The sequence below is a fragment of the Streptomyces thermoviolaceus genome (assembly GCF_045209695.1).
GTDB classification, from domain to species: Bacteria; Actinomycetota; Actinomycetes; order Streptomycetales; family Streptomycetaceae; genus Streptomyces; species Streptomyces thermoviolaceus.
In genome coordinates this window covers 393,784-418,684 of sequence record NZ_CP109280.1, presented here as the reverse complement: position 1 = coordinate 418,684, position 24,901 = coordinate 393,784, and the positions used below count along the sequence as shown (strand labels likewise).

The window sequence follows — 24,901 nt, the reverse complement described above, 5'->3', positions numbered from 1 at the left end:
ACCGGCCCTGACCGGCCCTGACCGGCCCGGACCGGCGGTCCGGGCGCCGGACGCCCGCCGGCTGCCGGTCGGATCACCGCACATCGGTCAGACGGGCGAAGACCACCACGTTGCTCTCGTACCCGGACTGCTCGGTGTACCGGCCGCCGCAGGTGATGACCCGCAGCTCGGGGCTGCCCGTGGCACCGTAGACCCGTTCGCCGGGGAAGTTCTTCTTGGCGACCACCTGCACGTCGTACACCTCGAAGACGGCCGTGCGGCCGTCCTCGCGGCGGATCTCGACGTGGTTGCCCGGCTCGAGCGCGCCGAGTGCGTAGAACACCGCCGGCCCGCGGGAGTTGTCCACGTGGCCGACGACCACCGCGGTGCCCTGTTCCCCGGGGGTGACCGCGCGCTCGAACCAGCCGGCGAGGTTCGCGTCCTGCGGCGGCGGTGCCGCCACCGCGCCGTCCTCGTCCACCCCGACGGGGATCACGGGCGCGTCCACCAGGATCGCGGGGATCGTCACCCGCACGGGCACCGAACGCGGCAGCGGCCCCTGCCGTGCGGCCGGTGCGCTCGGTGTGCTGCCGTGCGCGGCTCCCGGCGCGGCCGCCCGCGCGGGCTGCGGCGGGCCGGTGTCGTACTGCCCCGAGCCGCCTCGGACGAGGGCGAGCCCGGCCAGCAGGACCAGCGCGATCACGCCCCACGGGGTGCGCCTGCCGCTTCGCCCCCCTGCCTCCTGCCCGGCACGGCCGGTCCGCTCGCTCGCAGCCATCCGCCATCCCCTCTCGCGGCGGGACCCCGCCCCGCCGACGTGCACACGGTTCACGCTAGGGTCCGCGGACCGCACCGGCGACGGGGCGGCGGACGAACGGGTGGCGGTGTCCTGCCCGGTGGGCGACGGGCTCACCGGGCAGGACGAGCCCCGAACGGCGAGGTCCGGCATGCGCCGGCGGGCGGGACGTCCGAGGGTGTGTCCGGGAGGTGCTTTCTCGCCGACCGACCGGGGACGGGGCCCCGGGGCACCTTCCACGGAGGCACACGCATGCGTACTGCACCCACTCCCGCGGCGGTCCTGATCGCCGTCGTCGCCGTGCTCGGCCCGGCCGCCCCGGCGGCCGCCGCACAGGTCACCGGCTCCTCGCCCGTCCACCGGCCCGTGCTCGCGCCGGCCCTCGCGGCCGACGGCGCGAGAACCGGTGGCGCCACCGACGCGGACCTGGCCATCGGCGGCGGGTTGCTCGCGGCGGGCGTCGTCTCGGGCGGCCTGCTCTGGTGGCGGGGCCGTTCCGGCCGGCGCACCTGACGGCCGGGGAGGTCACACGTGCCGGGGCACGGACGCGCGCGGTCGGGAGGATGCGTGCCGCCGGAGGGGAGACCGCCGGAGGCGGAGACACATGCGCCGCCGGGGAAGCCCCGGGCACCGGCGGGCGGACACACGTGGCGCTGTCGGACTCACGGTCACCGGACCCACACGTCGCCCCGGACACACGCGTCGCCCCGGACCGGGAAAGCCCGGGGCGACGCGTGTGCCTGTCCGCCGGCCGGGCCGCTCAGGCGACGCCCTCCTCGCCGGGGCGGCGGCGTGCGAGGCGGTAGGCGGCACCGAGCGAGCCCGCGATGAGCGCGCTGCCCAGGCCGACCTCCTTCAGATCGAAGCCGCCCACGGTGCCGCCCCCGCCCGCGTGGACGCCGTGCCGGTAGTGCTCCGGCCGGCCCGAGCCGTGACCGCCCCGGCCCCCTTCGTCGTCTCCGTAGCCTCCGCCGCCGTGGGAGCGGCCGCCCCCGCCGTCGTATCCGCCGCCGTAATGATCTCCGCCGCCGTAGGCCTGGACCGCGCCCCCGCTCGCGACGGCGGTGGGTGCGGAGAGGGTGAGGGCGCCGATGCTCAGCAGTGCGGCGGAAACGACGTGTATGACGCGCATGACGAATATCCTCCGGGTCCCCGAGGCGCAGCTGCGGACTTCTTCCGCGTGCGCCGGACATGCACCTCGATGATCGAAACGCTAGGAAGGCGCGCCGGATCACGCGATCGCTGCCGGGCGAACGGGGCAACGGTGTGGGCCGCACAGGGGACGCGTGCGTGCGGGCGGGGGACGGACCTGAGCAGGTGTCGGCTTCCTGCACCGGATCCGGCGGGACGTCAGCTCTTCAGGTGCGGGAAGAGGTCCAGGAAGGGACCCGTCGGCTCCGACATCCCCCTGGCGTAGGGCACGTCGAAGTCCCAGATGAGGAAGAGCAGGAACGCGATCAGCGCCGAGAACAGGCCGGCCAGCACCAGTTCCCGTGTCGTGCGCCTGATCTGCAGGGCGAACACCATCCCGATGGTGACGACGGCTCCGGTGATCAGGCCGAACCACACCACGCCCGGCATGGTCGGCCCGGTGGAGTCCGCACGCGCCGCGCGGGCCTGGTCCGCCGCGGTCACCTGATCGAGCAGCGGCTGGTAGGCCTGGGCCTCGAAGTCGGACGCCGGCTGGTAGTCGGTGACGTCGGCGCGGACACGCCGCAGGAGCCGGTCGCCCTCCTCGGTGACCCGGCCGTGCTCCGTCATCGTTCTCCACTCGGTGCCGACGACGTGTCCGGCATAGGCGTCGACATCGGCCCGGACACGGTCGCGGACGGCGGGCGGGTAGACCCGGACGCGTTCGGAGATCTCGTGCAGGGCCTGCGCCTCCGCCTGGACATGGTCCTGGGCGGCGACGCGGGCCTCCCAGACGCCCGCGATGGCCAGGCCGAGCACGATGGCGTACACCACCCCGATCCACATCGTCATGTACTCGATGACATCGGGGGTTTCACTGGGGTCGTCGTTCGCGGAGGCCGTGCGGTGCCGTACCAGGGTGATGACCACCACCACGGCACAGGCGGCGACCATCGCAAGGACGAGAACCAGCCATTCGGGCACGAATTCCTCCGAAGGATCAGCGCGGGCGCAGCGCGGCCACGGCGGCCAGCGCGGGCACCGCGACCAGCAGGACGTAGGTGACCGGGGACAGCGCCCGGTGCGGTGCGCGGCGGTGCGGCGCCGCATGGTGACGCGGGTAGGCCACCGGCCGCACCGAGGGACCAGGGCGCGGCGTGGGGGACGGCGCCGGTTCGGCGGGCGGCTCCGGAGCGGGTGGGGCAGCGGCGGTCACCCGGGCCGGCGGGGCCGGCCTCGGCCGCACGGGCGTGGGCGTGGGCCTCGGCTCCGGCGGCTCGGGCCGCGCGGTGGGCCGGGGCGACGGAGACGGCGGAGGCGGAGGCGGCGCGGGAGGCTCCGGCGTGGGCGTGGGGGTCGGGACGGGAGGCGGCGTCGGTGCCGGAGTGGGGGTCGGACTCGGCGGTCGAGACGTCGGCGTCGCCTCCCCGCACGGCGGGAGGGACGGCCACCGGCCGCTGCCGGCCACCGACACCGCCGCCGCGCCGTCCGGCCCCGTCCGGGCCCAGGCGCAGGCGTCCGCCGCGGCCGGTGCCGCCCCGGCACCTGCGCAGGCCCACGCCAGGGCCGTGGGGGCGGCCACCCGCAGCAGAAGGCGTCGCCGGGTGAGTTTCGGTCGTTGCACGAGCGAGATCCTCGGCAGGGCCCCGTTTCCGCACGCCGCGCCGGACGGCGATTGGCCCGAAGGAGCGAAACACCGGCCGCGCAGGTTTGCCCGGCGGCCGGGAGGCCGGACGGTGACCCGTGCGCGCGTGCCCGCGTCCCGGCCGGGTGGTGCAGGCCGGTGGCCGCGGGCGGCGCGCGCGGGAGCGGAGACGGGCGCCTCGAGGACGCCGTGGCGGGAGGGTCGGATCCGGGTGCGGCCCGCGGCCTTCACGGGCGCGCCCGCGGGCCGCACATCGGCGCAATCCGCCGCGATGCGGACGGCGTCCACGGCGCGTGCTCGCAGGTGGCAACCGATAACGGATGGTCAATTTCCGGTTTGGTCTCGCCCGTTGAGCACTCGGTCAGTAGCCTCGGCTCGAACACCGAATCGCCTACGTTGTGGAGAGCAGATGGAGCGTCCCGCCTGGGCGCCGCGCAGCATCGACATCTCGGTGCCGAGCGTCGCTCGGATCTACGACTACTATCTGGGCGGTTCGCACAACTTCGAGGTCGACCGGCAAGCCGCCCGCAGGGCCATGGAGTTCCTGCCGGGACTGCCGAAGATCATGCAGGCGAACAGGGCGTTCATGCGGCGTGCCGTGCGCTTCGCCCTGGCCGAGGGCATCACCCAGTTCCTGGACATCGGCTCCGGCATCCCCACCTTCGGCAACGTCCACGAGGTCGCGCAGGGGGCCCGCCCCGGCAGCCGCGTCGTCTACGTCGACCACGATCCGGTGGCGGTCACCCACAGCCAGGCCGTCCTGGCCGGCAACGAGGACGCGGACGTCGTCGCAGCCGATCTGCGCGAGCCCCGTGAAATCCTCGCGAGCCCCCAGGTGCAACGGCTGCTCGACCTGAATCGCCCAGTGGCGCTGCTTCTGGTTGCCATACTGCACTTCGTGGACGACTCGGACGACCCCCAGGGTGCGGTGGCCGAGCTGCGCGACGCGCTCGCGCCCGGCAGCCTGCTGATCCTCACGCACGCCTCCTACGAGGGGATCCCGCTGCCGCAGGAGCGCAGCCTGGGCGCGGTCGACGTCTACCACGACATCCGCAACCCGCTGATCATGCGTACGCGCGAGGAGATCGCGCGGTTCTTCGAGGGGTACGACATGGTGGAACCCGGACTGGTGCCGATGGCGCTGTGGCGCCCGGAGACCGCGCCGGAGGACGAGGATCCGTACGCCTTCGCGGGGTTCGCCGGCGTGGGGCGCCTCGGCGCCCGCGCGACGGCCGGCCGGCGGCACGCGGCGGGGGCGGCCGGGACACCGATGCCCCGCACCCGGCGGAACGGGCGCACAGCGTGACGGCACAGCCTCAGGGGGCGGAGGACAGGCTGCGCCGGCTGGCGACGATCTGGAGCCGTGCGGTGTTCCCGGTGACCTCCACGTCGCTGACCCGCGCCGAGTTCGAGGAGCAACTCCTGCCGCTGGCACGCCGGCTGAGCGAGGCCCTGCGGGCCGGGAGGTTCGACGCGACCGAGGGCGAGGCGGTCGGTGCCGCACTGGTCGAGGCCCACTGCACCGCGCCCGAGGTGCTCAGCCGTTCCCTGGACTGCCTCGACGCCTACCTGGTGCTCTACTGCGGCGAGGGCGGTGACCAGGAGACCCTGCGCGCCCGCTGCGCGCGGCTGCAGCACGCCATGGCCGCCGGGTTCGCGCGGGCGCTGCGCCGGCGCACCCTCGCCGAGCAGGAGGCCATCGCGCAGGCCGCGCTGCGCGCCCAGGGCGTGGTCGCCCAGGCCCTGCACGCCAGCGAGGCCCGGTTCCGTGCGGTGTTCGAGGGCGCGGCCATAGGCATCGGCATCGCCGACCTGGACGGCAACGTCCTGCAGTACAACGGGGCGCTGCTGCGCATGTTCGGCAGCGAGCAGAACCTGCGCGGACGCAACGTCAGGGAGTGGGTGCACCCCGAGGACGCCCCGCACATCTGGCGGCTGTACGAGGAGCTGGTGCGCGGCGAACGCGACCACTACCGCGTGGAGAAGGCCTTCTCCCGGCCCGACGGCACCGTGCTGTGGACCAACCTCACCGTCTCGCTGCTGCGCGACGCCGACGGCACCCCCCAGTACCAGCTGGCGCTGATGGAGGACACCACCGAGCGGCGGCTGCTGAACCTGCGGCTGCGCTACGAGGCCACCCACGACGCGCTGACCGGGCTGCCCAACCGCACCCTGTTCTTCGAACGCCTGGACAAGGCGCTGAACGCCGGCGAGGGCCATCGCTTCGGCCTGTGCTATCTGGACCTGGACGGCTTCAAGACCATCAACGACAGCCTCGGCCACGCGGCCGGCGACCGGCTGCTGGTGGAGGTCGCCGACCGGCTGCAGTCCTGTGTGACCGCGCCCGGCGAGATGGTCGCCCGGCTCGGCGGCGACGAGTTCGTGGCGCTGACCACCGCCGCCGACAGCCGGCGCCAGGTCGAGGACCTCGCCCTGCGCATCATGAACGCGCTCGGCACACCCGTCCGCATCGACGGGCGGGAGCTGACCGTGCGGGGCAGCATCGGCGTGGTCGAGGGCAAGGTCGGCGAGCGCAGCGCGGCGGAGGTGCTGCGCAGCGCGGACATCACCATGTACCGGGCCAAGTCGGCCGGCGGCAACCGGTTCGAGCGGGCCGACCCGGAGGCCGACGCCCGCGTCATCACCCGGCACGGCCTGACCACGGCGCTGCCGGCCGCCCTGGACCGAGGCGAGTTCTTCATCGAGTACCAGCCGCTGGTCCACCTCGGCGACGGCAGCGTGCGCGGCGCGGAGGCGCTGGTGCGCTGGCTGCACCCGCAGCACGGGGTGCTCGGACCCGACCGGTTCATCCCGCTCGCCGAGCACACCGGGCTGATCGTGCCGCTGGGACGCTGGGTGCTGGAGCAGTCGGTGCGGCAGGCCCGCGAGTGGCGGGAGAGGCACGGCGGGGACACGGCGACGCCGCTGCGCATCAACGTCAACCTCTCGCCCTGCCAGCTGCGCCACCCCGGCCTGGTGCAGGACACCGTCGAGATCCTGGAGCACGCGGGCGTGGCGCCGGACGCGCTGTGCCTGGAGGTCACCGAGTCGGCGCTGATCGGCGCGGAGGACGAGGTGCTCGAACCCCTGCACCGGCTGGCCGAGATGGGTGTGGACATCGCCCTGGACGACTTCGGCACCGGCTACTCCAACCTGGCCAATCTGCGCAGGCTGCCGGTGAGCGCGCTCAAGCTGGACCGCTCCTTCACCCAGAGCATGCAGCGCTTTCCCGCCGACCCGGTGGATCTGAAGATCGTCGAGGGGATCGTCGCGCTCGCCCACAGCCTGGATCTCGCGGTCACCGTCGAGGGCGTGGAGACCGGCGCCCAGGCAGAACAGCTGCGCCTGCTCGGTTGCGACACCGCCCAGGGCTGGTACTACGCCCGCCCCGGCCCGCCGGACCGCCTGCACGAACTGGCCCTCGCGGACACCAGGCGCTGACCGCCCGGCCGCGCCCCGCCCGGCTCACCGCTCCAGCAGCATCCGCTGCAGCTCCCGGGCGGCGCGTGGCGGGTCCACGTCGCTGCGGTGGGCGAGCGCGATCGTCCGGTGCAGACCCGGGCGGGCCAACGGGGTGACCCGCAGCCCGGCCCCGGAGCGGGTGGCCACCATGCGCGGCACGACCGCCACGCCCAGCCCCGCCCGGACGAACCCCAGCACGGCGTCCATCTCGCCGCCCTCCACCGCGAACTCCGGTTCGAAGCCCTCGGCGCGGCACGCGGCCACCGTCAGCTCCCGCAGGTCGTAGCCGTGCCGGAACATCACCAGCCGCTCGCCCTTCAGATCGGCGATGCGCACCGAGCGCCGCCCCGGCCCGCCGGGTACGGGAGCCTCCGGCGAGGAGACCACCACCAGGTCCTCGCGCAGCAGCTCCACCGTGGTCAGCGCGGGGGAGGGGCTGGGCAGCGGCAGCACCACCAGGGCCAGGTCCAGGGCACCGCGGGCCAGCTCCCGCACCAGGTCGTGCGAGCCGCCCTCCTCGACGAGCAGCCGGATGCCGGGATAGCGGTCGTGGAAGGCGCGCAGCACGTCCGGCAGCAGACCGGTGCACAGGCTCGGGGTGGCACCCAGCCGCACCCGGCCCCGGCGCAGCTGCACCAGCTCCTGCACCTCGTGCCGGGCGGTGTCCGCGTCGGCCAGGATCCGCCGGGCCAGCGGCAGCAGCGCCTCCCCGGCGTCGGTGAGCGTGATGTTGCCCCGGGCACGCAGGAACAGGTCCGCGCCCAGCTCCCGCTCCAGCGCCTTGATCTGCTGCGACAGCGACGGCTGCGCGACATGGACCCGTTCCGCGGCCCGGGTGAAGTGCCGGGTCTCGGCCACCGCCACGAAGTACTGGAGCTGCTGGAACTGCACACCGCCACGGTACCTCCTCGCATAGGCGATGCCTATCGAATCGAGCTGCACCATGTCTTGGACCGATGAGCGGTGGCGGTCCTAACGTCATGCCATGGCTCTGGCAACGCGGACGGACCGACGGCCGTCCATGGCACGGACCGTGTGGCATTCGACCGTCGGCAAGAAGACCGTGATGGCGGTCAGTGGACTGATCATGCTGCTGTACCTGATCGTCCACATGTACGGGAACCTGAAGATCTTCTTCGGGGCCGGCGACTTCAACCACTACGCCCACTGGCTGCGCACCATCGGCGAGCCGTTCATGCACTACGAGTGGACGCTGTGGGTCATCCGCGTGGTGCTGGTCGTCGCCGTGGTCGCCCACGCCGTCTCCGCCTACCAGCTCAGCCGCCGCGACATCAAGGCCCGCCCGGCCAAGTACGTGCACTCCCGGCCGCGTGCCAGCTACGCCACCCGCACCATGCGGTGGGGCGGGGTCATCCTCGGGCTGTTCATCGTCTGGCACATTCTCGACCTGACCACCGGCACCGTGCACTCCGGCGGTTTCCAGGAGGGCCACCCGTACCAGAACGTCGTGGACACCTTCTCCACCTGGTACGGCAACGTCATCTACATCGTCGCCATGCTGGCGCTCGGCCTGCACATCCGGCACGGCTTCTGGAGCGCCGCCCAGACCCTCGGCGTCGGCAGCCGCAGGCGCGACGTCGCCCTGAAGACCGTCGCCAACGTCCTCGCACTGCTGCTCACGGTCGGTTTCATCGCCGTCCCCGTGGGCGTGATGACCGGAGTGGTGAGCTGACATGACCTCCTACGCCGACTACACGACCGGCGAGCCGATCGCCGACACCAAGGCGCCCTCCGGGCCCATCCACGAGCGCTGGGACAAGCGCCGCTTCGAGGCCAAGCTGGTCAACCCCGCCAACCGGCGCAAGAAGACCGTGATCATCGTCGGCACCGGTCTGGCCGGCGGCTCCGCCGGAGCCACCCTGGCCGAGCAGGGCTACCACGTCATCCAGTTCTGCTACCAGGACTCCCCGCGCCGTGCCCACTCCATCGCCGCGCAGGGCGGCATCAACGCCGCCAAGAACTACCGCAACGACGGCGACTCGATCCACCGGCTGTTCTACGACACCGTCAAGGGCGGCGACTTCCGCTCCCGGGAGTCCAACGTCCACCGCCTCGCCCAGATCTCCGTGGAGATCATCGACCAGTGCGTGGCCCAGGGCGTGCCCTTCGCCCGCGAGTACGGCGGCCTGCTCGACACCCGTTCCTTCGGCGGCGTCCAGGTCTCCCGTACCTTCTACGCCCGCGGCCAGACGGGCCAGCAGCTCCTGCTCGGCGCCTACCAGGCGCTGTCCCGGCAGATCGCCGCCGGCAACGTCGAGATGCACCCGCGCACCGAGATGCTCGACCTGATCGTCGTCGACGGGCGGGCCCGCGGCATCGTCGCCCGTGACCTGATCACCGGGAAGATCTCCACGTACTTCGCGGACGCCGTGGTCCTCGCCTCCGGCGGCTACGGCAACGTCTTCTACCTGTCGACCAACGCGATGAACTCCAACGCGACCGCCATCTGGCGGGCGCACCGGCGCGGCGCGTACTTCGCCAACCCCTGCTTCACACAGATCCACCCGACCTGCATCCCGCGCACCGGCGACCACCAGTCCAAGCTGACGCTGATGAGCGAGTCGCTGCGCAACGACGGCCGGATCTGGGTGCCCAAGGCCAAGGGCGACACCCGCCCGCCGAACGAGATCCCCGAGGACGAGCGCGACTACTACCTCGAACGCATCTACCCGTCCTTCGGCAACCTGGTGCCCCGCGACATCGCCTCCCGCGCCGCGAAGAACGTGTGCGACGAGGGCCGCGGCGTCGGACCCGGCGGCCAGGGCGTGTACCTGGACTTCGCGGACGCCATCAAGCGCATGGGCCGCAAGAAGGTCGAGGAGAAGTACGGCAACCTCTTCGACATGTACGAGCGGATCACCGCGGAGAACCCCTACGAGGTTCCCATGCGGATCTACCCGGCCGTGCACTACACGATGGGCGGTCTGTGGGTCGACTACGACCTGCAGACCACCATCCCCGGCCTGTTCGCGATCGGCGAGGCCAACTTCTCCGATCACGGCGCCAACCGGCTCGGCGCCTCCGCGCTGATGCAGGGCCTGGCCGACGGCTACTTCGTCCTGCCGGCCACCATCAACGACTACCTCGCCCGCCACCCGCACAACGAGGAGGTCCGCCCCGACCACCCGGTGGTGCGGGAGGTGCTCGCCGAGACCGAGGACCGGCTCGCCCGGCTGCTGGCGGCCGACGGCGACCGCACACCCGACTCCTTCCACCGCGAACTCGGCGAACTGATGTGGGAGTACTGCGGCATGGCCCGCAACGAACAGGGCCTGCGCAAGGCCCTGGAGCGCATCCCGCAGATCCGCGAGGAGTTCTGGCAGCGCATCAAGGTGCCCGGCAGCGGCGAGGAGCTGAACCAGTCCCTGGAGAAGGCCAACCGCATCGTCGACTACCTGGAACTGGCCGAGCTGATGTGCCTGGACGCCCTGCACCGCACCGAGTCCTGCGGCGGTCACTTCCGCGAGGAGTCCCAGACCCCCGACGGCGAGGCCGCCCGCAAGGACGACGAGTTCTCCTACGCGGCGGCCTGGGAGTTCACCGGCACCGGCCGGGCCCCCGTCCTGCACAAGGAAGACCTGGTCTTCGAGTACGTCCACCCCACCCAGCGGAGCTACGCATGAAGCTCACCCTGCGCGTCTGGCGCCAGAAGAACGCCGACGCCGACGGCGCCATGTCCACCTACGAGGTGGACGGCATCTCGCCCGACATGTCCTTCCTGGAGATGCTGGACGTCCTCAACGAACAGCTCATCCTCTCCGGCGAGGAACCCGTCGCCTTCGACCACGACTGCCGCGAGGGCATCTGCGGCGCGTGCTCGCTCGTCATCAACGGCGAGCCGCACGGCCCGGAGCGCACCACCACCTGCCAGTTGCACATGCGCTCCTTCAAGGACGGCGACACCATCGACATCGAACCGTGGCGCGCCGCGGCGTTCCCGGTGGTGAAGGACCTGGTGGTGGACCGCTCGGCCTTCGACCGGATCATCCAGGCCGGCGGCTACATCACCGCCCCCACCGGATCCGCGCCCGAGGCGCACGCCACGCCCGTGCCCAAGGCGGACGCCGACTACGCCTTCGAGCACGCCGAGTGCATCGGCTGCGGCGCCTGCGTCGCCGCCTGCCCCAACGGCGCGGCGATGCTGTTCACCTCCGCCAAGATCAACCACCTCAACGTCCTGCCGCAGGGCGCGCCCGAGCGCGAGACCCGCGTGCTGGACATGGTGGCCCAGATGGACGCCGAGGGCTTCGGCGGCTGCACCCTGACCGGAGAGTGCGCCACCGCCTGCCCCAAGGGCATTCCGCTCACCTCCATCACCCAGATGAACAAGGAGTGGCTGCGCGCGACCCGGAAGGTCGCCAAGCGGTAGGCGCGGCCGACAAGTCGTTCGCCGAGGGGGCGGACGGGCGGGACCGGGATGTGGTGCTCATGACCCGGTCCCGCTTCGCTTGTCCGCGGCAGGATCGCCGCCGTACCCCGGTGCGTGCGGATGCGGACACGCCGCACACCGTCCCGGCGTTCTTCGTGCTCCCGGTTGCCGCCGCAATACTGCAACGACTCTCGCAGGCAAGGGAGGTGGACTCCGTGCGCGATTCCTGCCTCCGGGTCGACAGGGCGGCGATGGGCGTCCACCGACGGGTTGGCCTAGACCAAGCCTGACATGTACGCTCCCGGGCATCGCCCTGTGCTGCAGTGCGGCAGGGCACGGCTGCACCGAGGAAGGTCCCTGCCGTGATGTCCCGTCCCACGCATGTCCCCCGTCGTCGCGTCCTGTTCAGACTGCTCGCCCTGGTGGCCGTGGTCCTGGGTGTCGCCGGGGTCGTCCCCGCCCAGTCGGCCCGGGCCGCCGCGCCGTTCAAGGTGATCGCCTTCTACAACGGCACCTACGACGCGGCGCACATCAGCTTCGACCACGAGGCCAACGCGTGGTTCCCGCAGGCGGGCGCCGAGAACGGCTTCACCTACACCGCCACCACCGACTGGAACAAGCTCAACGCGGCGGACCTGGCCGACTACCAGGTCGTGATGTTCCTCGACGACTACCCGCACACCGCCGCCCAGCAGTCCGCCTTCCGGACGTACATGGACAACGGCGGAGGCTTCGTCGGCTTCCACGTCTCGGCCTTCAACGACGACTCGAGCGACTGGCCCTGGTACCACAACACCTTCCTCGGCACCGGCACGTTCAAGAGCAACACCTGGGGGCCGACCGCCGAGACCCTGCGCGTCGAGGACGCCGGCCACCCGGCGACCGCCGACCTGCCCGCCACTTTCACGTCCTCGGTCAGCGAGTGGTACAGCTGGCAGAACGACCTGCGGCAGAACCCGGACATCGACATCCTGGCCTCGCTCGACCCGTCCACCTTCCCGGTCGGCACCGATCCGTACCAGACGTGGTACGGCGGCTACTACCCGATCGTGTGGTCCAACCGGAACTACCGGATGGTCTACAACAACTTCGGGCACAACGCGATGGACTACTCCACGAACACCGCCCTGTCCTCCACCTTCGCCGGCGCCGAGCAGAACAGGCTGCTGCTGCAGGAGATCAAGTGGGCCGCCGGGCAGCCCGGCTCGGTCACCCCGCCCGAGACCCGCACCGGTCCCATCCGCGGCTACGGCGGCAAGTGCGTCGACGTCGCCGGCGCCGGCACCGCCGACGGCACGGCCGTCCAGCTGTACGACTGCAACGGCACCGATGCGCAGAACTGGACCGTGGGCAGCACCGGAACCCTCACCGCGCTCGGCAAGTGCATGGACGTGACGGGCGCCGGCACCGCCGACGGCACCGAGGTGCAGCTCTACACCTGCAACGGCACCGGCTCGCAGGTCTGGCAGCCCGGACCGAACGGCTCACTGGTCAACCCGCAGTCGGGCAAGTGCCTGGACGCCACCGGCCCGAGCTCGGCCAACGGCACCCGTCTGCAGATCTGGTCCTGCACCGGAGCCGCCAACCAGAGCTGGACGCTGCCGTCCTGAACGTGTCCCGTCCGGCCGGGTGCTGTGGTGACAGTTGCCCTGGGAAGGACCGCTGTCACCGGGCACGGGTCGTTTCGCGGCACCTGAGGGGGCTCACCGCCGTACGCGGTGAGCCCCCTCAGGTGCTCAGGACTGCTGCCCGCTGGTGGCGAAGTCGGGCAGGTCGGTGGAGATCAGATCGTCGGCGGCGCCGTCGAGGCGGAGGGCCAGTTCGGTCGAGCGGGGCAGCATGGTGTCCTCGTAGGCGCGGACGGCCTTGTCGACGCCGTCGTGGCGGGCGAGGGCGAGAGCGAGGTCGCAGGCGTCGAGCAGGGCGAGGTTGACGCCGACGCCGAGCGGGGGCATGAGGTGGGCGGCGTCGCCGAGCAGGGTGACGCTGGGGCTGTGCTGCCAGGTGTGACCGGCGGGCAGGGCGAAGATCGGACGGTCGTGGTAGGGGCCGTCGTTGTCGGTGATCAGCTGCCGCAGACGGGGTGACCAGTCGCGGTAGCGCTCCAGCAGAAGGGCGCGGATCCGGTCGGTGTCCTCAGGGGCGAGGCCCGCCGCCGTGATCCAGTCGGCGGGGGCGCGCTGGATGAGGTAGACGCGGATGTGGTCGCCGCCGTTGCGCTGGGCGAACATGCCGCGTCGGCCGTCGGCCGCGGCGGCGCTGCCCTGGCCGACGAGGTCGGCGACCTCGGGGTGGCGGGCGGTGACGTCGTGGAACCAGGCCTCCAGAAACGTGATGCCGGTGTAGCGGGGTGCGGTGTCGGTCAGGGCGCGGCGGACCCGGGACCAGGCGCCGTCGGCACCGATGACGAGGTCGCACTCGACGCTGGTGCCGTCGGAGAAGTGCAGCCGACGAGGACCTTCGGACGGGCCGGTCACGGCCGTGAGGGTGTGTCCCCAGCGGACGGTTCCCGGTTTCAGCGAGCCGAGCAGCAGATCGCGCAGCCGGCCGCGGTCGATCTCCGGCTTGAACTGCTCGCCGGGCTCGGGAACGTGGTGGAACAGCACGGCGCCGGACGCGTTCAGCTGGCGCATCTCCTGCCCCTCGGGGCGGGCCAGTTCGAAGAACTCCTCGAGGAGCCCGGCCTCGCGCAGCGCGATCTGGCCGTTGTCGGCGTGCAGGTCGAGGGTGCCGCCCTGGTTGCGGGTGTGGGGGCCGGCGTCGCGGTCGTAGACGGTGGCGGCGATGCCGTGCCGCTGGAGGATGCGGGCACAGGTCAGACCGCCGGGACCGGCGCCGACGATCGCGATACGGGGCGAAGAAGAGAGGGGCATGACAGGGCTCCGTCCGTGCGGTGTCAGGGGTCGATGGCGTGGGCGTCGAAACCGGCGGCGGTGACAGGAACCGGCCGGAAGAGACGAGAAGGAAACAACCTCACGGCGGCCGACCGGGCGGGAGTGCCCGGGCCGCGGCCCCAGAAAAGCACACCGACTCAATAAGTGCAACAGCTCAACTTTTTTAGTCGGTCAACCTGGGCTTAGAGTGAGGGGCATGACCGCAACGACCCCCGGCACCTCGCCGGACTCCGCTGCCGCGCCGGTGGGGCGCCGCGAACGCAAGAAGGCCGCCACCCGCCGTGCCATCGCCGACGCCGCCCTGCGTCTGTTCCTGGAGCGCGGCTACGACGCCGTCGGCATCCGGGAGATCGCCGATGCCGCCGACGTGTCCACCACCACGTTGTTCAAGCACTTCCCGGTCAAGGAGGCCCTCGTCTTCGACGAGGACGCCGACCAGGAGCAGCGTCTGCTGGACGCCGTCCGCAACCGCCCGGCGGGGCAGTCCGTCCCGGCCGCGCTGCGCGACCACGCCCTGTCCAGCCGTCTGGTCGCTGCCGGCGGGGACGACCGCTTCGCCGCCTTCGCCGAGCTGGTGGCCACCACGCCCGCGTTGCGGGACTACGGCCAGAAGATGTGGCTGCGCCACACCGACGCCCTCGCCGAGGTGATCGCCGAGGTGAGCGGCCTGCCCGCGGACGACCCCGCCTGCCGGGCCCTGGCGCACTTCGCCCTGGAGGCCCCTCGTGCCGTGCACGGGCACGACAACCCCCGCGAGGCCGTGACCCGGGCCTTCGACCTGCTGGAACAGGGGTGGGAGGCGCTCACGGGGAAGAACACCTGAGTGCCGGCGAGGGCACCGGGTCCGGTCGGCGCCATGGAGCAGGCCGTCATGGACGCGAGGTGCCCCGGCTCAAGTCGTCGAACTGCCGGACGCCGCGGACATCCTGCGGGGGGAGTGGCGCCGGAGCTGTCAGGTGCCGAGGTGCCGGAGGCGGCTCACGGCCCGGTGTCCTCCGGCTCGGGTCCCCAGTACTCCGGCCCGACCCCGCGCCAGTCGATGAGCGGGGAGACCGCCACCTCCGTGCTGTCCACCTCCAGTCCGGCCCGGCGCAGGAACTCGGCGACGTCCGCGAGGCTGTAGGCCAGCCCCAGGATCTCGCCGTTGACCCGCACGCGTCGGCCGCCCGTCGGAGACGGCGGATGCACGGTCACCGGCAGTGTTCCGGACATGTACCCAGCATCGGGCGCCAGGGCCGCATACGCATCCGGACACCGCACGAGCAAGCGAAGGACTCCGGGGCCTGTGGTCCGGGCACCGCACCTCGCGGCCGGGCCGATCCGGGCGGAAGGCCCTAGGGTGGGCGCCGTGAACGACACCGACCGGCGGCCCCTGGCCGTGTTCGACCTGGACAACACCCTCGCCGACACCGCCCACCGGCAGCACTTCCTGCAGCGGCGGCCCCGGGACTGGGACGGCTTCTTCGCCGCCGCACCCGCGGACCCGCCGGTGCCCGAGGGGGTGCGGCTGGCCCGGGACAGCGCGCGCGAGTGCGCGATCGTCTACCTCACCGGGCGCCCCGAACGCTGCCGCCGCGACACCCTCGACTGGCTCGCCGCCCACGGCCTGCCCGATGGTGCCCTGCACATGCGTCCCGACCACGACCGCAGGCCCGCCCGTCGCACCAAGCTGGACATCCTGCGCCGACTGGCCCGCACCCGGGAGATACGTGTTCTGGTGGACGACGACGAGCTGGTGTGCGACGACGCCGAACGCGCGGGGTTCCGTGTGCTGCGCGCCCGGTGGGTCACCGCGTCCTCGGAACTGCGGGACGCCCAGGAGCGGCGGGGCCGGACCTGAGGCGGGCGCGGCAGCGGATCGCTCCGGGTGCCGGTCCGGCCCGCGGGTGCGTGGAGCCCGAGGCCCTCGCTCAGCCGGCGTCCTCGATCCGGAAACCGACCTTCAGGCCCACCTGGTAGTGCTCGATCTGCCCGTTCTCGATCTGGCCTCTGACCTGGGTCACCTCGAACCAGTCCAGGTTGCGCAACGTCTGCGAGGCGCGGGCGATGGCGTTGCGGATGGCGTCGTCGACACCCTGGTGCGAACTGCCGACGATCTCGGTGACCCGGTACACATGGTTGCTCATGGGTGCTCCTCTCGCGGACGACACATCGAACACATGCGGGGCGCACGCGGGTGTGGCCCACGTCACTCCACCGTGCCGCACGACGGGCCGGAGCGCGAGATGTGCGCACCGTGAGCGGAGTTCCGCCCTGGTCGGGTGTGCCCCGGCGCGGGCCGTGGTTCCGGCCGCCGGTGGCGGCCCGCGCCGGACGGTTCACCGCACCACGCTCAGCGACACCGCGAAGCGTCCCGCCGCGTCCGTCCACCACCCCACCGGCGCGAAACCGGCCGCGGTCAGCTCGCCGGTGACCTTCTCCCGCCGGAACTTCGCGGACACCTCGGTGCGCAGCTCCTCGCCGGCGGCGAAGTCCACCGTCAGGTCCAGGGCGGGCACCTTCACCGTCTGTGTGGTGCGCGAGCGCAGCCGCATCTCGATCCGTTCCTCGTCGGCGTCCCACAGCGCCACATGGTCGAAGGCGTCCGGGTCGAAGTCGGCGCCCAGCTCGCGGTCGATGACGGTCAGGACGTTCTTGTCGAACGCGGCGGTCACCCCCGCCGCGTCGTCGTAGGCGCGCACCAGTACCTCCGGGTCCTTGACCAGGTCGGTGCCGAGCAGCAGCGCGTCCCCGGCGGTGAGCAGGGAGCGCATGGCGGTGAGGAACCGGGCTCGCTCGTCGGGCAGCAGGTTGCCGATGGTGCCGCCGAGGAACGCCAGCAACCGCGGGCCGGGGGTGTCCGGCAGCACCAGACCGGCGGTGAAGTCGGCGATCAGTGCGTGCACCCGCAGGGAGGGCCGCTCGACGGCGAGTGCCTGCCCGGCCTGGCGCAGCGCGCTCTCGCTGACGTCGACGGGGACATACGTGTGCAGGCCGGTCAGCGCGTCCAGCAGCAGGCGGGTCTTCTCCGAGGACCCCGAGCCCAGTTCCACCAGGGTGCGGGCGGGCAGAAGTGTGGCGATCTCACCGGCACGGTCCTGAAGGATCTCGCGTTCGGCACGGGTCGGGTAGTACTCGGGCAGCTCGGTGATCCGCTCGAACAGCTCGCTGCCGTGGGCGTCGTAGAACCACTTGGGCGGGAGCGTCTTGGGGGTGCGGGTCAGGCCGTCGCGGACGTCGGAGCGGAGGGCGGCGGCCACGGCGTCCTCGGGCAGGGTGCGGGTGATGCGGAACGGGCTCAACTGCGGGGCTCCTCTGACGTGCGGGGGGCCAGGTCCTCGGTGAGGTCCTTCAAAGGGGTGAGCAGGACGTCCGCGCGGTTCGCCACGACCAGGGTGCCGTCGGGGACCTGACGCCACAGCGGATCGTCGTCGTACGGTTCGGAGGCCACGGTCACACGGCCCGGTGCGGCGTGGTACCACAGACTGTCGCCCCAGGCGGTCGCCGTGATGGTGTCGCCGTCGGTGAGCAGCAGATTGAGCCGGGCACCCGGGGCGGCCGCGGCCACCTCCAGCACGGTGTCGGCGAGGGCCTGCGCACCGGTGTCGCCGCCGCGCAGCCGGGCCAGCACCAGTGCCCACACCAGCGCCGAGTCGGTCGTGGCCTGCAGGGACAGCACATCCTCGGGCGGCAGGGTGCGGGCCGGGCCGGCCAGCGAGGCGGGCCAGCCGGGGACGGCGCCGTTGTGGCTGAACAGCCACCGGTCCGCGGCGAACGGTGCCGCCGCGGCCTCGGCGTCCGCCCCGGCCATGGTGGCGTCGCGCACCGCGGCGAGCAGCGCCGTGGTGCGCACCACCCGTGCCAGGTCGGCGAACGACAGGTCGGCCCAGATCGGCCCGGCCCGGCAGTAGCGGGCCGGCACCGGGTCGCCGGCGGCGTACCAGCCGATTCCGAAGCCGTCGGCGTTGACCGTCCCGTACCGCTGGTGGCGGGGCGCCCAGGACTGCCGGTACAGGCTGTGCGGCGGGTCCACCAGCAGCCGGCCGAGCGGCGCCTCGGGCCCTAGGTGAGCGAGGTGACGGCACATCGGACCATCCTGCCTCTCATGACACGGGTACCACCCGCCGCGGGCGGCGGCAGCGCCCGGGGCGCAGGCGCGCCGCCGGGCGGGACGTGCGGTGACGCCGCCGACCGCGGCCCGCCGGGGGCGTCGGCATCAGGAGTCCTCCGCCGTGCGGGCGGTGCGGAATCCGCAGAAGATCTGCCGCCGGACGGGGTAGTCCCAGTTGCGGAAGGTGCCTCGGCAGGCCACCGGGTCCACGGCGAAGGAACCACCGCGCAGCACCTTGTATTCCGGGCCGAAGAACACCTCGGAGTACTCCCTGTAGGGGTAGGCCCGGAAGCCGGGGTAGGGCAGGAAGTCGCTGGCGGTCCACTCCCATACGTCGCCGATGAGCTGGTGGATGCCGAGAGGGGACTGGCCGGCGGGGTGGCTGCCGGCGGGGGCGGGGCGCAGATGCCGCTGGCCGAGGTTGGCGTGGGCGGGTGTGGGGTCGGCGTCACCCCAGGGGTAGCGGCGGGAGCGGCCGGTCGAGGGGTCGTGGCGGGCGGCCTTCTCCCATTCGGCTTCGGTGGGCAGTCGGCGTCCGGCCCAGCGGGCGTAGGCGTCGGCTTCGTACCAGCACACGTGCAGGACGGGTTCGTCGGGGGGCACGGGTTCGGTGACGCCGAAGCGGCGGCGCAGCCACTGCCGGCCCTCGCGGTGCCAGAAGAGCGGGGCGGTGATGGCGTGGCGCTGGATGTGGGCCCAGCCTTCGGGGGTCCACCAGCGGGGGTCCCGGTAGCCGCCGTCGTCGATGAAGGCCTGGTAGGCGGCGTTGGTGACGGGCGTGGTGTCGAGGAAGAAGGCGGGGACGTGGCGGGTGTGGGCGGGGCGTTCGTTGTCCAGGGCCCAGGGTTCGGTGGACGTGCCCATGGTGAACTCCCCGCCGGGGACGAGGACTTCGGCGGGCCCGCGGTACGGGGGTGCGGGGGCGGGGTCGGGTGCGGACAGGGCGGGCGGGCCGCTGCGCAGCTGGTGGGTGACGAGCATGGTCTCGTCGTGCTGCTGTTCGTGCTGGGCGATCATGCCGAAGGCGAAGGCGGCGCGGGTCAGACGGGGGCCGGTCAGGTCGGCGGTCTCCAGGACGCCGGTGGCGCGGGCGCGGACCTCGGCGGTGTAGCGGCGGGCCTCGACGGGCGACAGGAGCGGGAGTTTCGGGCGTTCGGCCCGGGGGTGTTCGAAGGCGTCGTAGAGGCTGTCGATCTCCGGACGGAGGGGGTCCTGGCCGCCGGCCGCACGCAGCAGCCACTGCTCCTCCTGGTTGCCGATGTGGGCCAGGTCCCACACCAGCGGGGACATCAACGGCGAGTGCTGCGCGACCAGGTCCGGCTCGTCCACGCAGGTGGTCAGCAGCGTGGTCCGGGCACGAGCCGCGGTCAGCGCACTCCACGCCCTCTCACGCAGCGCTTCGGCGTCGGTCAGGGTGTCGGGTGCGGTCTCGGTCATGCCGTCTCGTCCTTCCCGTGCACGGTGGGTGTCCGCCCGGCGGACGTCAGGGGTGTGCGGAGCCGGCGACCGCCCGGCCGGGCGGGGCCGGGTGCGATGCGGGCCGGTTCCGTGCCGCCGTGGATCCGGTCGAGCAGGTCGTGGGCGGGAGAGCGGCCGCGCCGCACATAGCGGTCCTGGAAGCCGGCGACGGCGTCCGTCACCTCGGTGTCCGCCCCCAGGCGGGGCAGCGCCCGAAGGGCGGCGGCGAAGCAGGTGACGGCCGCCTCCCGCAGCCCGGGGTCGGCGAGCCCGGAGCGGGCGGCCGCCGTCCACAGCGGATTGTGCGGGGCGGGCAGGCCCAGGCTGCGCTCGGTGAGCGGCGCGACGGCCCGGTACGCGGTCTCCGCCGCCTGCGGGTCGTCGAACAGGGCCGTCGTCACCGCGAGCGGCACCATCCACCCGTCGTCACCGGGCTGCGCGTCGATCATCCGCAGCTCCAGGTGGCCGCGCGGCCTGACCGGCGGGAACAGCGTGGTGAGGTGGTAGTCGAGGTCCTCCCGGGTGGGCGGCCGCGGCAGGCCGGAGCGGACCCAGTGCCGGAAGTGCAGGGCCTCGGGCACCTCCCACGGCCCGTCGTCGCGTCGTACGCACATCACCGGGGCGTCCAGCACATGCCGGGCCCAGGCGGCGCGGGGGTCGTCGCCGAGCGGGGGAGCGCCCGCCCGGCCGGGGCCTATCTGTGCCCACAGCAGCTGCCGCGTGGACAGCCAGCCGGTGGGCCGGTGCCCGAGCAGCGGGGAGTTGGCGAACGCGGCCACCAGGACCGGGCCGAGCTGGTGCGCGAGCCACCAACGCCGCACATGTCCCAGCGGGCCGGGTTCCTCGTGGCCGGCGTCCAGGCACACCTGCACCGAGGCGGAGGTGCACATCATGTGCCGGCCGGCCGGTCCGCTGCGGTCCAGGCAGGCCTCCAGGGCGTTGTACCGGCGCTCCCTGAGAAACCGGCGCGGGGTGTGCCAGGGATCGTGCCCCAGGCCGACGAGGCACAGATCCTGGCCGGCCAGGACGGCGCGGACCGCGGCGAGATCGGCACGGACGACGGAGAGACACTCCATCAGGCTGCCGGCGGGCGGCGAACTCAGCTCCAGCTGCCCGCCCGGTTCGACGGTGAGCGCCGACGCCAGCGGCACGCATCGCAGGGCGGCGTAGGCCGCCTCGAGACGTTCCCGGGTGACCGGGAGCCACGGGGTGTGCGCCTCGTGGACCAGCCACTCCACTTCGACCCCGACGGTGCGCGGCGGGCCGGTCTTGAAGCAGATGCCCCGGACCAGCGCCTCGACCTCGGGCTCGGTCAGGGCGGTGAAGGGCGGGCTGCACCCGCCCGCCCCCACGTCTCGCGCATCGGACATGTCGGGATCCTTTCGGTATTCCCCATGTCGCCGGCCCCGCGGGGAGCGGGCAGCGACGGGCGCTCCGTCCCACCCAAACCCCTGGGGTCGATTCGCACAAGGGTGCGCAACGGGAACATCGTGCCCCGAAATTCGCGGATGCGCGATGTGTGCCGAGATCGCACGGCTCTCACCTGCGGCTTCGCCGGTGCGGTCGGGACCGGAAAAAGGTTGCACGAAGTGTGCGGCGTGACTCACGATGCGTGCACGGCCGTGGGCGGGTGCGCGTCCGGGTGCACGACTCCGGCCGGTCCTGTCACGTGCACGGCGCCCCACGGGGGAGGCGCCGTGCACCCGCATGCAGGAGTCAGGTCCAGCCGTAGCGTTCCCGCAGCCGGTGGACCACCGAGTTGAACCGCATCCGGTCCAGCGCGCACGCCTCGCTCCGCATGCCCTCCTCGTGCAGCCGCAGCACCCGGTCGACGTTCACCCACGAGTCGCGGCCCGACCGGTCCCACGGGCCGCTGCCGAGCGGCACCCACGCACGGTCCCCGTTGTGGGCCTTGCTGGACAGCTGGACGGCCAGCAGCGTCCCCTCGGCCTCCCGGGCCACCACCAGCACGGGGCGGTCCTTGCCCCGCCCGTCGTTCTCCTCGAACGGCACCCACGTCCAGACGATCTCCCCGGGGTCGGGGTCGCCGTCGTGCGCGGGCGCGTACTCGGTGCGCACGCGGCCCACCTGACGGGGGTCGGCCTCGGTGGTGGCGGTGGGGCCGTAACGGCCCGGTATCGCGTCGTCGTCGAAGGCAGTCACGGGGGACACCCTACGGTGTGCGATCTTCCGCGCGGACGCCGGGCGTGGCGTCAACTGGCGCTTAACGCACGGTGGTTCACAGCAGGGTGCGTCGCAGGTCAGGGGGTGACGCCCCGCGGGCGGATCTGCATGCCGGGCCGGCGCCGGTGCACCGTCAGACACGTCAGTCCGTCCTCGCCCGCGCTGATGCTGCGCGTGGAGCCGTGCGGCAGCCACACCGTCGCGCCCTCGGTGAGCCGGTGCGGCTCGCCCTGCGTGCCGGCGCCGAGGACGCCACCGCCCGCGACGACGTACAGCAGCACGTCGAGGTCCGGCTCGCAGTGCGTCGCGATGCGCCCGCCCGGTGCGATCCGCACGAGGTTGGCGTCGAGCTGACGCCCCTCCTCCTGGAGTTTCCACAGCACACCGGCCGGCACCGGCGGGTCGCCGGCGAGCGCGTGGGCGTCGCACAGGACGCGCGGTCGTGCCGGCCCGGACCCGGCCTGCCCGGTGCCGCCTGCGGCGGGCGACGTCATGGGGCACACCTCGTCTTCTCGTCCCTGAAGGGTCTTCGCGGTCTTTATGCTTCTGGGCGATTGTTCCATGCGCGAGGTGCGCACCGTCACCGCAGGCGGGAAGGGGTGAAGGGGCGTGGTCCCCATGCGAGGCAGGGCTCGTCGGCACTCGGTGCGGTCGCAGGTGCCCGTCCTGTGCGGCCGGCTCGCCGCACACGGTCCTGAGGCGTCCGGTGGCGAGGCGGTGCGGCGATGAGCGCCGCGGCGGCCGCGACGGCGGGCGCGGTCACCTTCGTCTGGCTCGGCATGGTCCTGGGCATCTCCTTCCTGGAGGCCCCGCTGAAGTTCCGCGCCCCGGGGGTGACCGTGCCGATCGGCCTGGGCATCGGCCGCCTGGTCTTCCGGGCGCTGAACGCGGTGGAGGCGGTCCTGGCCTGCGTGGTGGTCGTCGCGGTCGCGGTCGGCGACGCACCGGCCCGCGTGCTCGGCCCGACGGCGGGCGCGGTCGCCGTGCTGCTGGCCCAGCTCGCCGCGGTCCGTCCCTGGCTCAACCGGCGCTCCGACCGCGTCCTGACCGGTCAGGACGGCGGCGAGGGCCCGCGCTCGCGGGCGCATCTGGTGTACGTGGCCCTGGAGGTGGCCAAGGCGGCCGTGCTCATCGCCCTGGGGGTCTGCCTGCTCACGGTCTGACCCGGCGCCGCGCGGGGGGTGCGCGGCCCGCTCGTCCGGGTGGCCGCCGTGCACGTCTCTCCGGCCGCCGGACAGCGGCAGGGGCCGGAGCCGTACGTCGACGGCTCCGGCCCCTGGCCGGTCGCTCCAAGGGCCCGGCCGGACCGGGCGGCAGGAGCGGCTCAGGCGGCCGCGGCCCCGGTGGCGTAGCCCTGCAGACAGGCGACGACCTCGGTCAGCTGGGCGGCGACCTCGGCGTCGTCGGCCGGGTGGGTCTCGGCGAAGCGGGTCACGGAGCCCGGGATGGCCAGCTTGACGTCCTCGATCACCTTGCCGCCGGCGATGCCCGCGGCCTTGCGGGTGTCGTCCTGCGCCCACACGCCGCCGTACTGGCCGGCCGCGGTGCCGATGACGGCGACGGGCTTGCCCGCGATGGCACCCGCGCCGTACGGGCGGGACAGCCAGTCGATGGCGTTCTTCAGCACGGCCGGGATGGTGCCGTTGTACTCCGGGGAGAACAGCAGCAGGGCGTCGGCCCGGCCGGCGTGGTCACGCAGCTGGGCGGCGGCGGCCGGCACGCTGCCCTCGACGTCGATGTCCTCGTTGTAGAAGGGAACCTCGCCCAGGCCCTCGTACACGTCCACCTCGACACCCTCGGGGGCGAGCTTGCCGGCGGCCTCGGCCAGCTGGCGGTTGTGCGAGCCGGAGCGCAGGCTGCCGACGAGCGCAAGAATGCGAACAGACATGAGGAACTCCCAGAGGCTGAAACAGTGCCGTTACGATCCGGACCGAGGTCCGTTTAATTTTCTACCAGATGAAGCGGACCACGGTCCAGTTCGGCCCGGGATGCTTTACGCTGTGGACATGTCCACAGCGCTGCCGCCTGGCCCCCAGCCCGAGGAACCGCTGGACGGAACGCAGGTGCTGGTCCCGTTCGGCGCCGGAGCCGACGGGCCCTGCCTGCGTGCGGACGCCGCTCGCAATCGTGCCCGATTGCTCGAGGCGGCCGCCCGCCTGGTCGCGGAGCACGGTGCGGCCGGGGTCACCATGGAGGCCGTCGCGGCGGCCGCGAAGGTGGGCAAGGGCACCGTCTTCCGCCGGTTCGGCGACCGCACCGGCCTGCTGATGGCACTGCTGGATCACGAGGAGAAGAAGTTCCAGGCCGCCTTCCTGAGCGGTCCCCCACCGCTCGGGCCCGGCGCCCCGCCGGTGGAGCGGCTGCGGGCCTTCGGCTGTGCCGCGCTGCGCCGGGCCGCCGACGACCTCGACCTGCAGCTCGCGGCCGAGCCGTATCCCGACCGCCGCTTCCTCATCCCCCCTCGCCGGGTCCGCTACGGCCATGTGCTCATGCTGCTGCGCCAGGCGGTCCCGGACGCGGACTGCGAACTCCTCGCCCAGACGCTGATGAGCTATCTGGACCCCGCGCTCATCCACCACTTGACCCGGCAGCGCAAGATGCCGATGCAACGGATCCAGGACGGGTGGTACGACCTGGTCGCCCGCGTGACCGCCGCTCGGCAGCCCGCCTGACGACGACCCGGGCGGCTCAGGCCCGCCCGAGGCGCCCGGCGAGCGACAGGCCGGTCCGTCCGTGCGACGCAGCCGTCCCGTCCCTGCGCCGTACGTCCCGGCGTCTCCCCGCCGCTCGCCCGCCGTGGGAGCGGCTGCCGCCCGCACGGGCCCGAGCGCGTGCCCGGACGCACGACGGGCCCCCTCCGTGGGACGAAAGG

General features: G+C 72.9%; 25 protein-coding genes and 1 pseudogene. 11 read left to right on the top strand and 15 right to left on the bottom strand.

Translation table 11 applies throughout. The annotated features are described in order from the left end of the window. Window positions 1-73 precede the first annotated feature (73 nt). A complete protein-coding gene (locus tag OG899_RS01920) occupies window positions 74-757 on the bottom strand; it encodes a class F sortase (protein WP_125500328.1) in 684 nt (227 codons plus the stop codon). Between the two features lie 270 nt (window positions 758-1,027). Here OG899_RS01920 and OG899_RS01915 point away from each other — a divergent pair, with 270 nt between their 5' ends. Next, the gene (locus OG899_RS01915; RefSeq protein WP_229813772.1) at window positions 1,028-1,288 is read left to right on the top strand and encodes a hypothetical protein; all 261 of its coding nucleotides are present in this window, start codon (window positions 1,028-1,030) and stop codon (window positions 1,286-1,288) included. Between the two features lie 247 nt (window positions 1,289-1,535). Here the strand turns inward: OG899_RS01915 and OG899_RS01910 are convergent, their stop codons facing one another. The 3 genes from OG899_RS01910 to OG899_RS01900 form a co-directional block, all read right to left on the bottom strand. Then, window positions 1,536-1,907 (bottom strand): hypothetical protein, encoded by a 372-nt coding sequence (locus OG899_RS01910; protein ID WP_125500329.1) that lies wholly within the window; start codon window positions 1,905-1,907, stop codon window positions 1,536-1,538. 218 nt (window positions 1,908-2,125) lie between these two features. Then, the gene (locus tag OG899_RS01905) at window positions 2,126-2,890 is read right to left on the bottom strand and encodes a DUF4239 domain-containing protein (RefSeq protein ID WP_168130961.1); all 765 of its coding nucleotides are present in this window, start codon (window positions 2,888-2,890) and stop codon (window positions 2,126-2,128) included. Window positions 2,891-2,906: 16 nt separating this feature from the next. Further along, window positions 2,907-3,035 carry a hypothetical protein gene (locus OG899_RS01900; protein WP_268245737.1) on the bottom strand — a complete coding sequence of 43 codons (129 nt, stop codon included), beginning with the start codon at window positions 3,033-3,035 and terminating at the stop codon, window positions 2,907-2,909. 925 nt (window positions 3,036-3,960) lie between these two features. Between OG899_RS01900 and OG899_RS01895 the strand changes: the two are divergent. Beyond that, window positions 3,961-4,764, top strand: a pseudogene (locus OG899_RS01895) (SAM-dependent methyltransferase); the annotation flags it as partial. An 89-nt stretch (window positions 4,765-4,853) separates the two neighbouring features. Continuing rightward, window positions 4,854-6,992: a bifunctional diguanylate cyclase/phosphodiesterase gene (locus tag OG899_RS01890; RefSeq protein WP_125497743.1), complete on the top strand. Its 2,139-nt coding sequence runs from the start codon at window positions 4,854-4,856 to the stop codon at window positions 6,990-6,992. A gap of 24 nt (window positions 6,993-7,016) precedes the next feature. On the opposite strand, the gene OG899_RS01885 is transcribed toward OG899_RS01890, so the two are convergent. Next, window positions 7,017-7,904 carry a LysR family transcriptional regulator gene (locus tag OG899_RS01885; protein WP_125497742.1) on the bottom strand — a complete coding sequence of 296 codons (888 nt, stop codon included), beginning with the start codon at window positions 7,902-7,904 and terminating at the stop codon, window positions 7,017-7,019. A 130-nt stretch (window positions 7,905-8,034) separates the two neighbouring features. Between OG899_RS01885 and OG899_RS01880 the strand changes: the two genes are divergently transcribed. From OG899_RS01880 to OG899_RS01865, 4 genes are all read left to right on the top strand, one after another. Further along, a complete protein-coding gene (locus tag OG899_RS01880; protein WP_125497753.1) occupies window positions 8,035-8,706 on the top strand; it encodes a succinate dehydrogenase in 672 nt (223 codons plus the stop codon). 1 nt (window position 8,707) lies between these two features. Then, window positions 8,708-10,657 carry a fumarate reductase/succinate dehydrogenase flavoprotein subunit gene (locus OG899_RS01875; protein WP_125497741.1) on the top strand — a complete coding sequence of 650 codons (1,950 nt, stop codon included), beginning with the start codon at window positions 8,708-8,710 and terminating at the stop codon, window positions 10,655-10,657. Continuing rightward, window positions 10,654-11,403: a succinate dehydrogenase/fumarate reductase iron-sulfur subunit gene (locus OG899_RS01870; RefSeq protein ID WP_125497740.1), complete on the top strand. Its 750-nt coding sequence runs from the start codon at window positions 10,654-10,656 to the stop codon at window positions 11,401-11,403. Before OG899_RS01875 ends, OG899_RS01870 begins: the two co-directional genes overlap by 4 nt. 365 nt (window positions 11,404-11,768) lie before the next feature. After that, window positions 11,769-13,013, top strand: a complete 1,245-nt coding sequence (locus tag OG899_RS01865) for a ThuA domain-containing protein (protein ID WP_125497739.1) — start codon at window positions 11,769-11,771, stop codon at window positions 13,011-13,013. Window positions 13,014-13,139: 126 nt separating this feature from the next. Here OG899_RS01865 and OG899_RS01860 read toward each other — a convergent pair whose 3' ends face one another. Next, entirely contained in the window at window positions 13,140-14,276 is a 1,137-nt protein-coding gene (locus OG899_RS01860; protein WP_168130963.1) for an NAD(P)/FAD-dependent oxidoreductase, read from the bottom strand. A gap of 217 nt (window positions 14,277-14,493) precedes the next feature. Between OG899_RS01860 and OG899_RS01855 the strand changes: the two genes are divergently transcribed. Then, window positions 14,494-15,120 carry a TetR/AcrR family transcriptional regulator gene (locus OG899_RS01855; protein WP_125497737.1) on the top strand — a complete coding sequence of 209 codons (627 nt, stop codon included), beginning with the start codon at window positions 14,494-14,496 and terminating at the stop codon, window positions 15,118-15,120. A gap of 155 nt (window positions 15,121-15,275) precedes the next feature. On the opposite strand, the gene OG899_RS01850 is transcribed toward OG899_RS01855, so the two are convergent. After that, entirely contained in the window at window positions 15,276-15,509 is a 234-nt protein-coding gene (locus OG899_RS01850; protein ID WP_125497736.1) for a hypothetical protein, read from the bottom strand. Window positions 15,510-15,645: 136 nt separating this feature from the next. On the opposite strand from OG899_RS01850, the gene OG899_RS01845 reads away from it, so the two are divergent. Beyond that, complete coding sequence (locus OG899_RS01845; RefSeq protein WP_125497735.1) at window positions 15,646-16,137, top strand: hypothetical protein; 492 nt, start codon at window positions 15,646-15,648, stop codon at window positions 16,135-16,137. Between the two features lie 70 nt (window positions 16,138-16,207). On the opposite strand, the gene OG899_RS01840 is transcribed toward OG899_RS01845, so the two are convergent. The 7 genes from OG899_RS01840 to OG899_RS01810 form a co-directional block, all read right to left on the bottom strand. Continuing rightward, window positions 16,208-16,423 carry a dodecin gene (locus OG899_RS01840; RefSeq protein WP_125497734.1) on the bottom strand — a complete coding sequence of 72 codons (216 nt, stop codon included), beginning with the start codon at window positions 16,421-16,423 and terminating at the stop codon, window positions 16,208-16,210. 192 nt (window positions 16,424-16,615) lie between these two features. Continuing rightward, window positions 16,616-17,578, bottom strand: coding sequence for an L-histidine N(alpha)-methyltransferase (egtD, locus tag OG899_RS01835; protein WP_125497733.1), 963 nt, complete (start codon window positions 17,576-17,578; stop codon window positions 16,616-16,618). Then, the gene (gene egtC / locus OG899_RS01830; protein WP_406310872.1) at window positions 17,575-18,363 is read right to left on the bottom strand and encodes an ergothioneine biosynthesis protein EgtC; all 789 of its coding nucleotides are present in this window, start codon (window positions 18,361-18,363) and stop codon (window positions 17,575-17,577) included. Before egtC ends, egtD begins: the two co-directional genes overlap by 4 nt. A 129-nt stretch (window positions 18,364-18,492) precedes the next feature. After that, the gene (gene egtB, locus OG899_RS01825) at window positions 18,493-19,824 is read right to left on the bottom strand and encodes an ergothioneine biosynthesis protein EgtB (RefSeq protein WP_125497731.1); all 1,332 of its coding nucleotides are present in this window, start codon (window positions 19,822-19,824) and stop codon (window positions 18,493-18,495) included. Next, entirely contained in the window at window positions 19,821-21,215 is a 1,395-nt protein-coding gene (egtA, locus tag OG899_RS01820) for an ergothioneine biosynthesis glutamate--cysteine ligase EgtA (RefSeq protein ID WP_125497730.1), read from the bottom strand. The genes egtB and egtA overlap by 4 nt, the downstream gene beginning before the upstream one ends. A gap of 346 nt (window positions 21,216-21,561) precedes the next feature. After that, the gene (locus OG899_RS01815; RefSeq protein WP_168130964.1) at window positions 21,562-22,008 is read right to left on the bottom strand and encodes a type II toxin-antitoxin system PemK/MazF family toxin; all 447 of its coding nucleotides are present in this window, start codon (window positions 22,006-22,008) and stop codon (window positions 21,562-21,564) included. Between the two features lie 98 nt (window positions 22,009-22,106). Beyond that, window positions 22,107-22,523 carry a hypothetical protein gene (locus OG899_RS01810; RefSeq protein WP_125497728.1) on the bottom strand — a complete coding sequence of 139 codons (417 nt, stop codon included), beginning with the start codon at window positions 22,521-22,523 and terminating at the stop codon, window positions 22,107-22,109. Window positions 22,524-22,754: 231 nt separating this feature from the next. Here OG899_RS01810 and OG899_RS01805 point away from each other — a divergent pair, with 231 nt between their 5' ends. Then, the gene (locus OG899_RS01805) at window positions 22,755-23,192 is read left to right on the top strand and encodes a hypothetical protein (RefSeq protein ID WP_168130965.1); all 438 of its coding nucleotides are present in this window, start codon (window positions 22,755-22,757) and stop codon (window positions 23,190-23,192) included. Window positions 23,193-23,353: 161 nt separating this feature from the next. On the opposite strand, the gene OG899_RS01800 is transcribed toward OG899_RS01805, so the two are convergent. Then, entirely contained in the window at window positions 23,354-23,917 is a 564-nt protein-coding gene (locus tag OG899_RS01800; RefSeq protein WP_125497726.1) for an NAD(P)H-dependent oxidoreductase, read from the bottom strand. 118 nt (window positions 23,918-24,035) lie between these two features. Between OG899_RS01800 and OG899_RS01795 the strand changes: the two genes are divergently transcribed. Continuing rightward, the gene (locus tag OG899_RS01795; RefSeq protein WP_229813770.1) at window positions 24,036-24,701 is read left to right on the top strand and encodes a TetR/AcrR family transcriptional regulator; all 666 of its coding nucleotides are present in this window, start codon (window positions 24,036-24,038) and stop codon (window positions 24,699-24,701) included. Window positions 24,702-24,901: the final 200 nt, after the last annotated feature.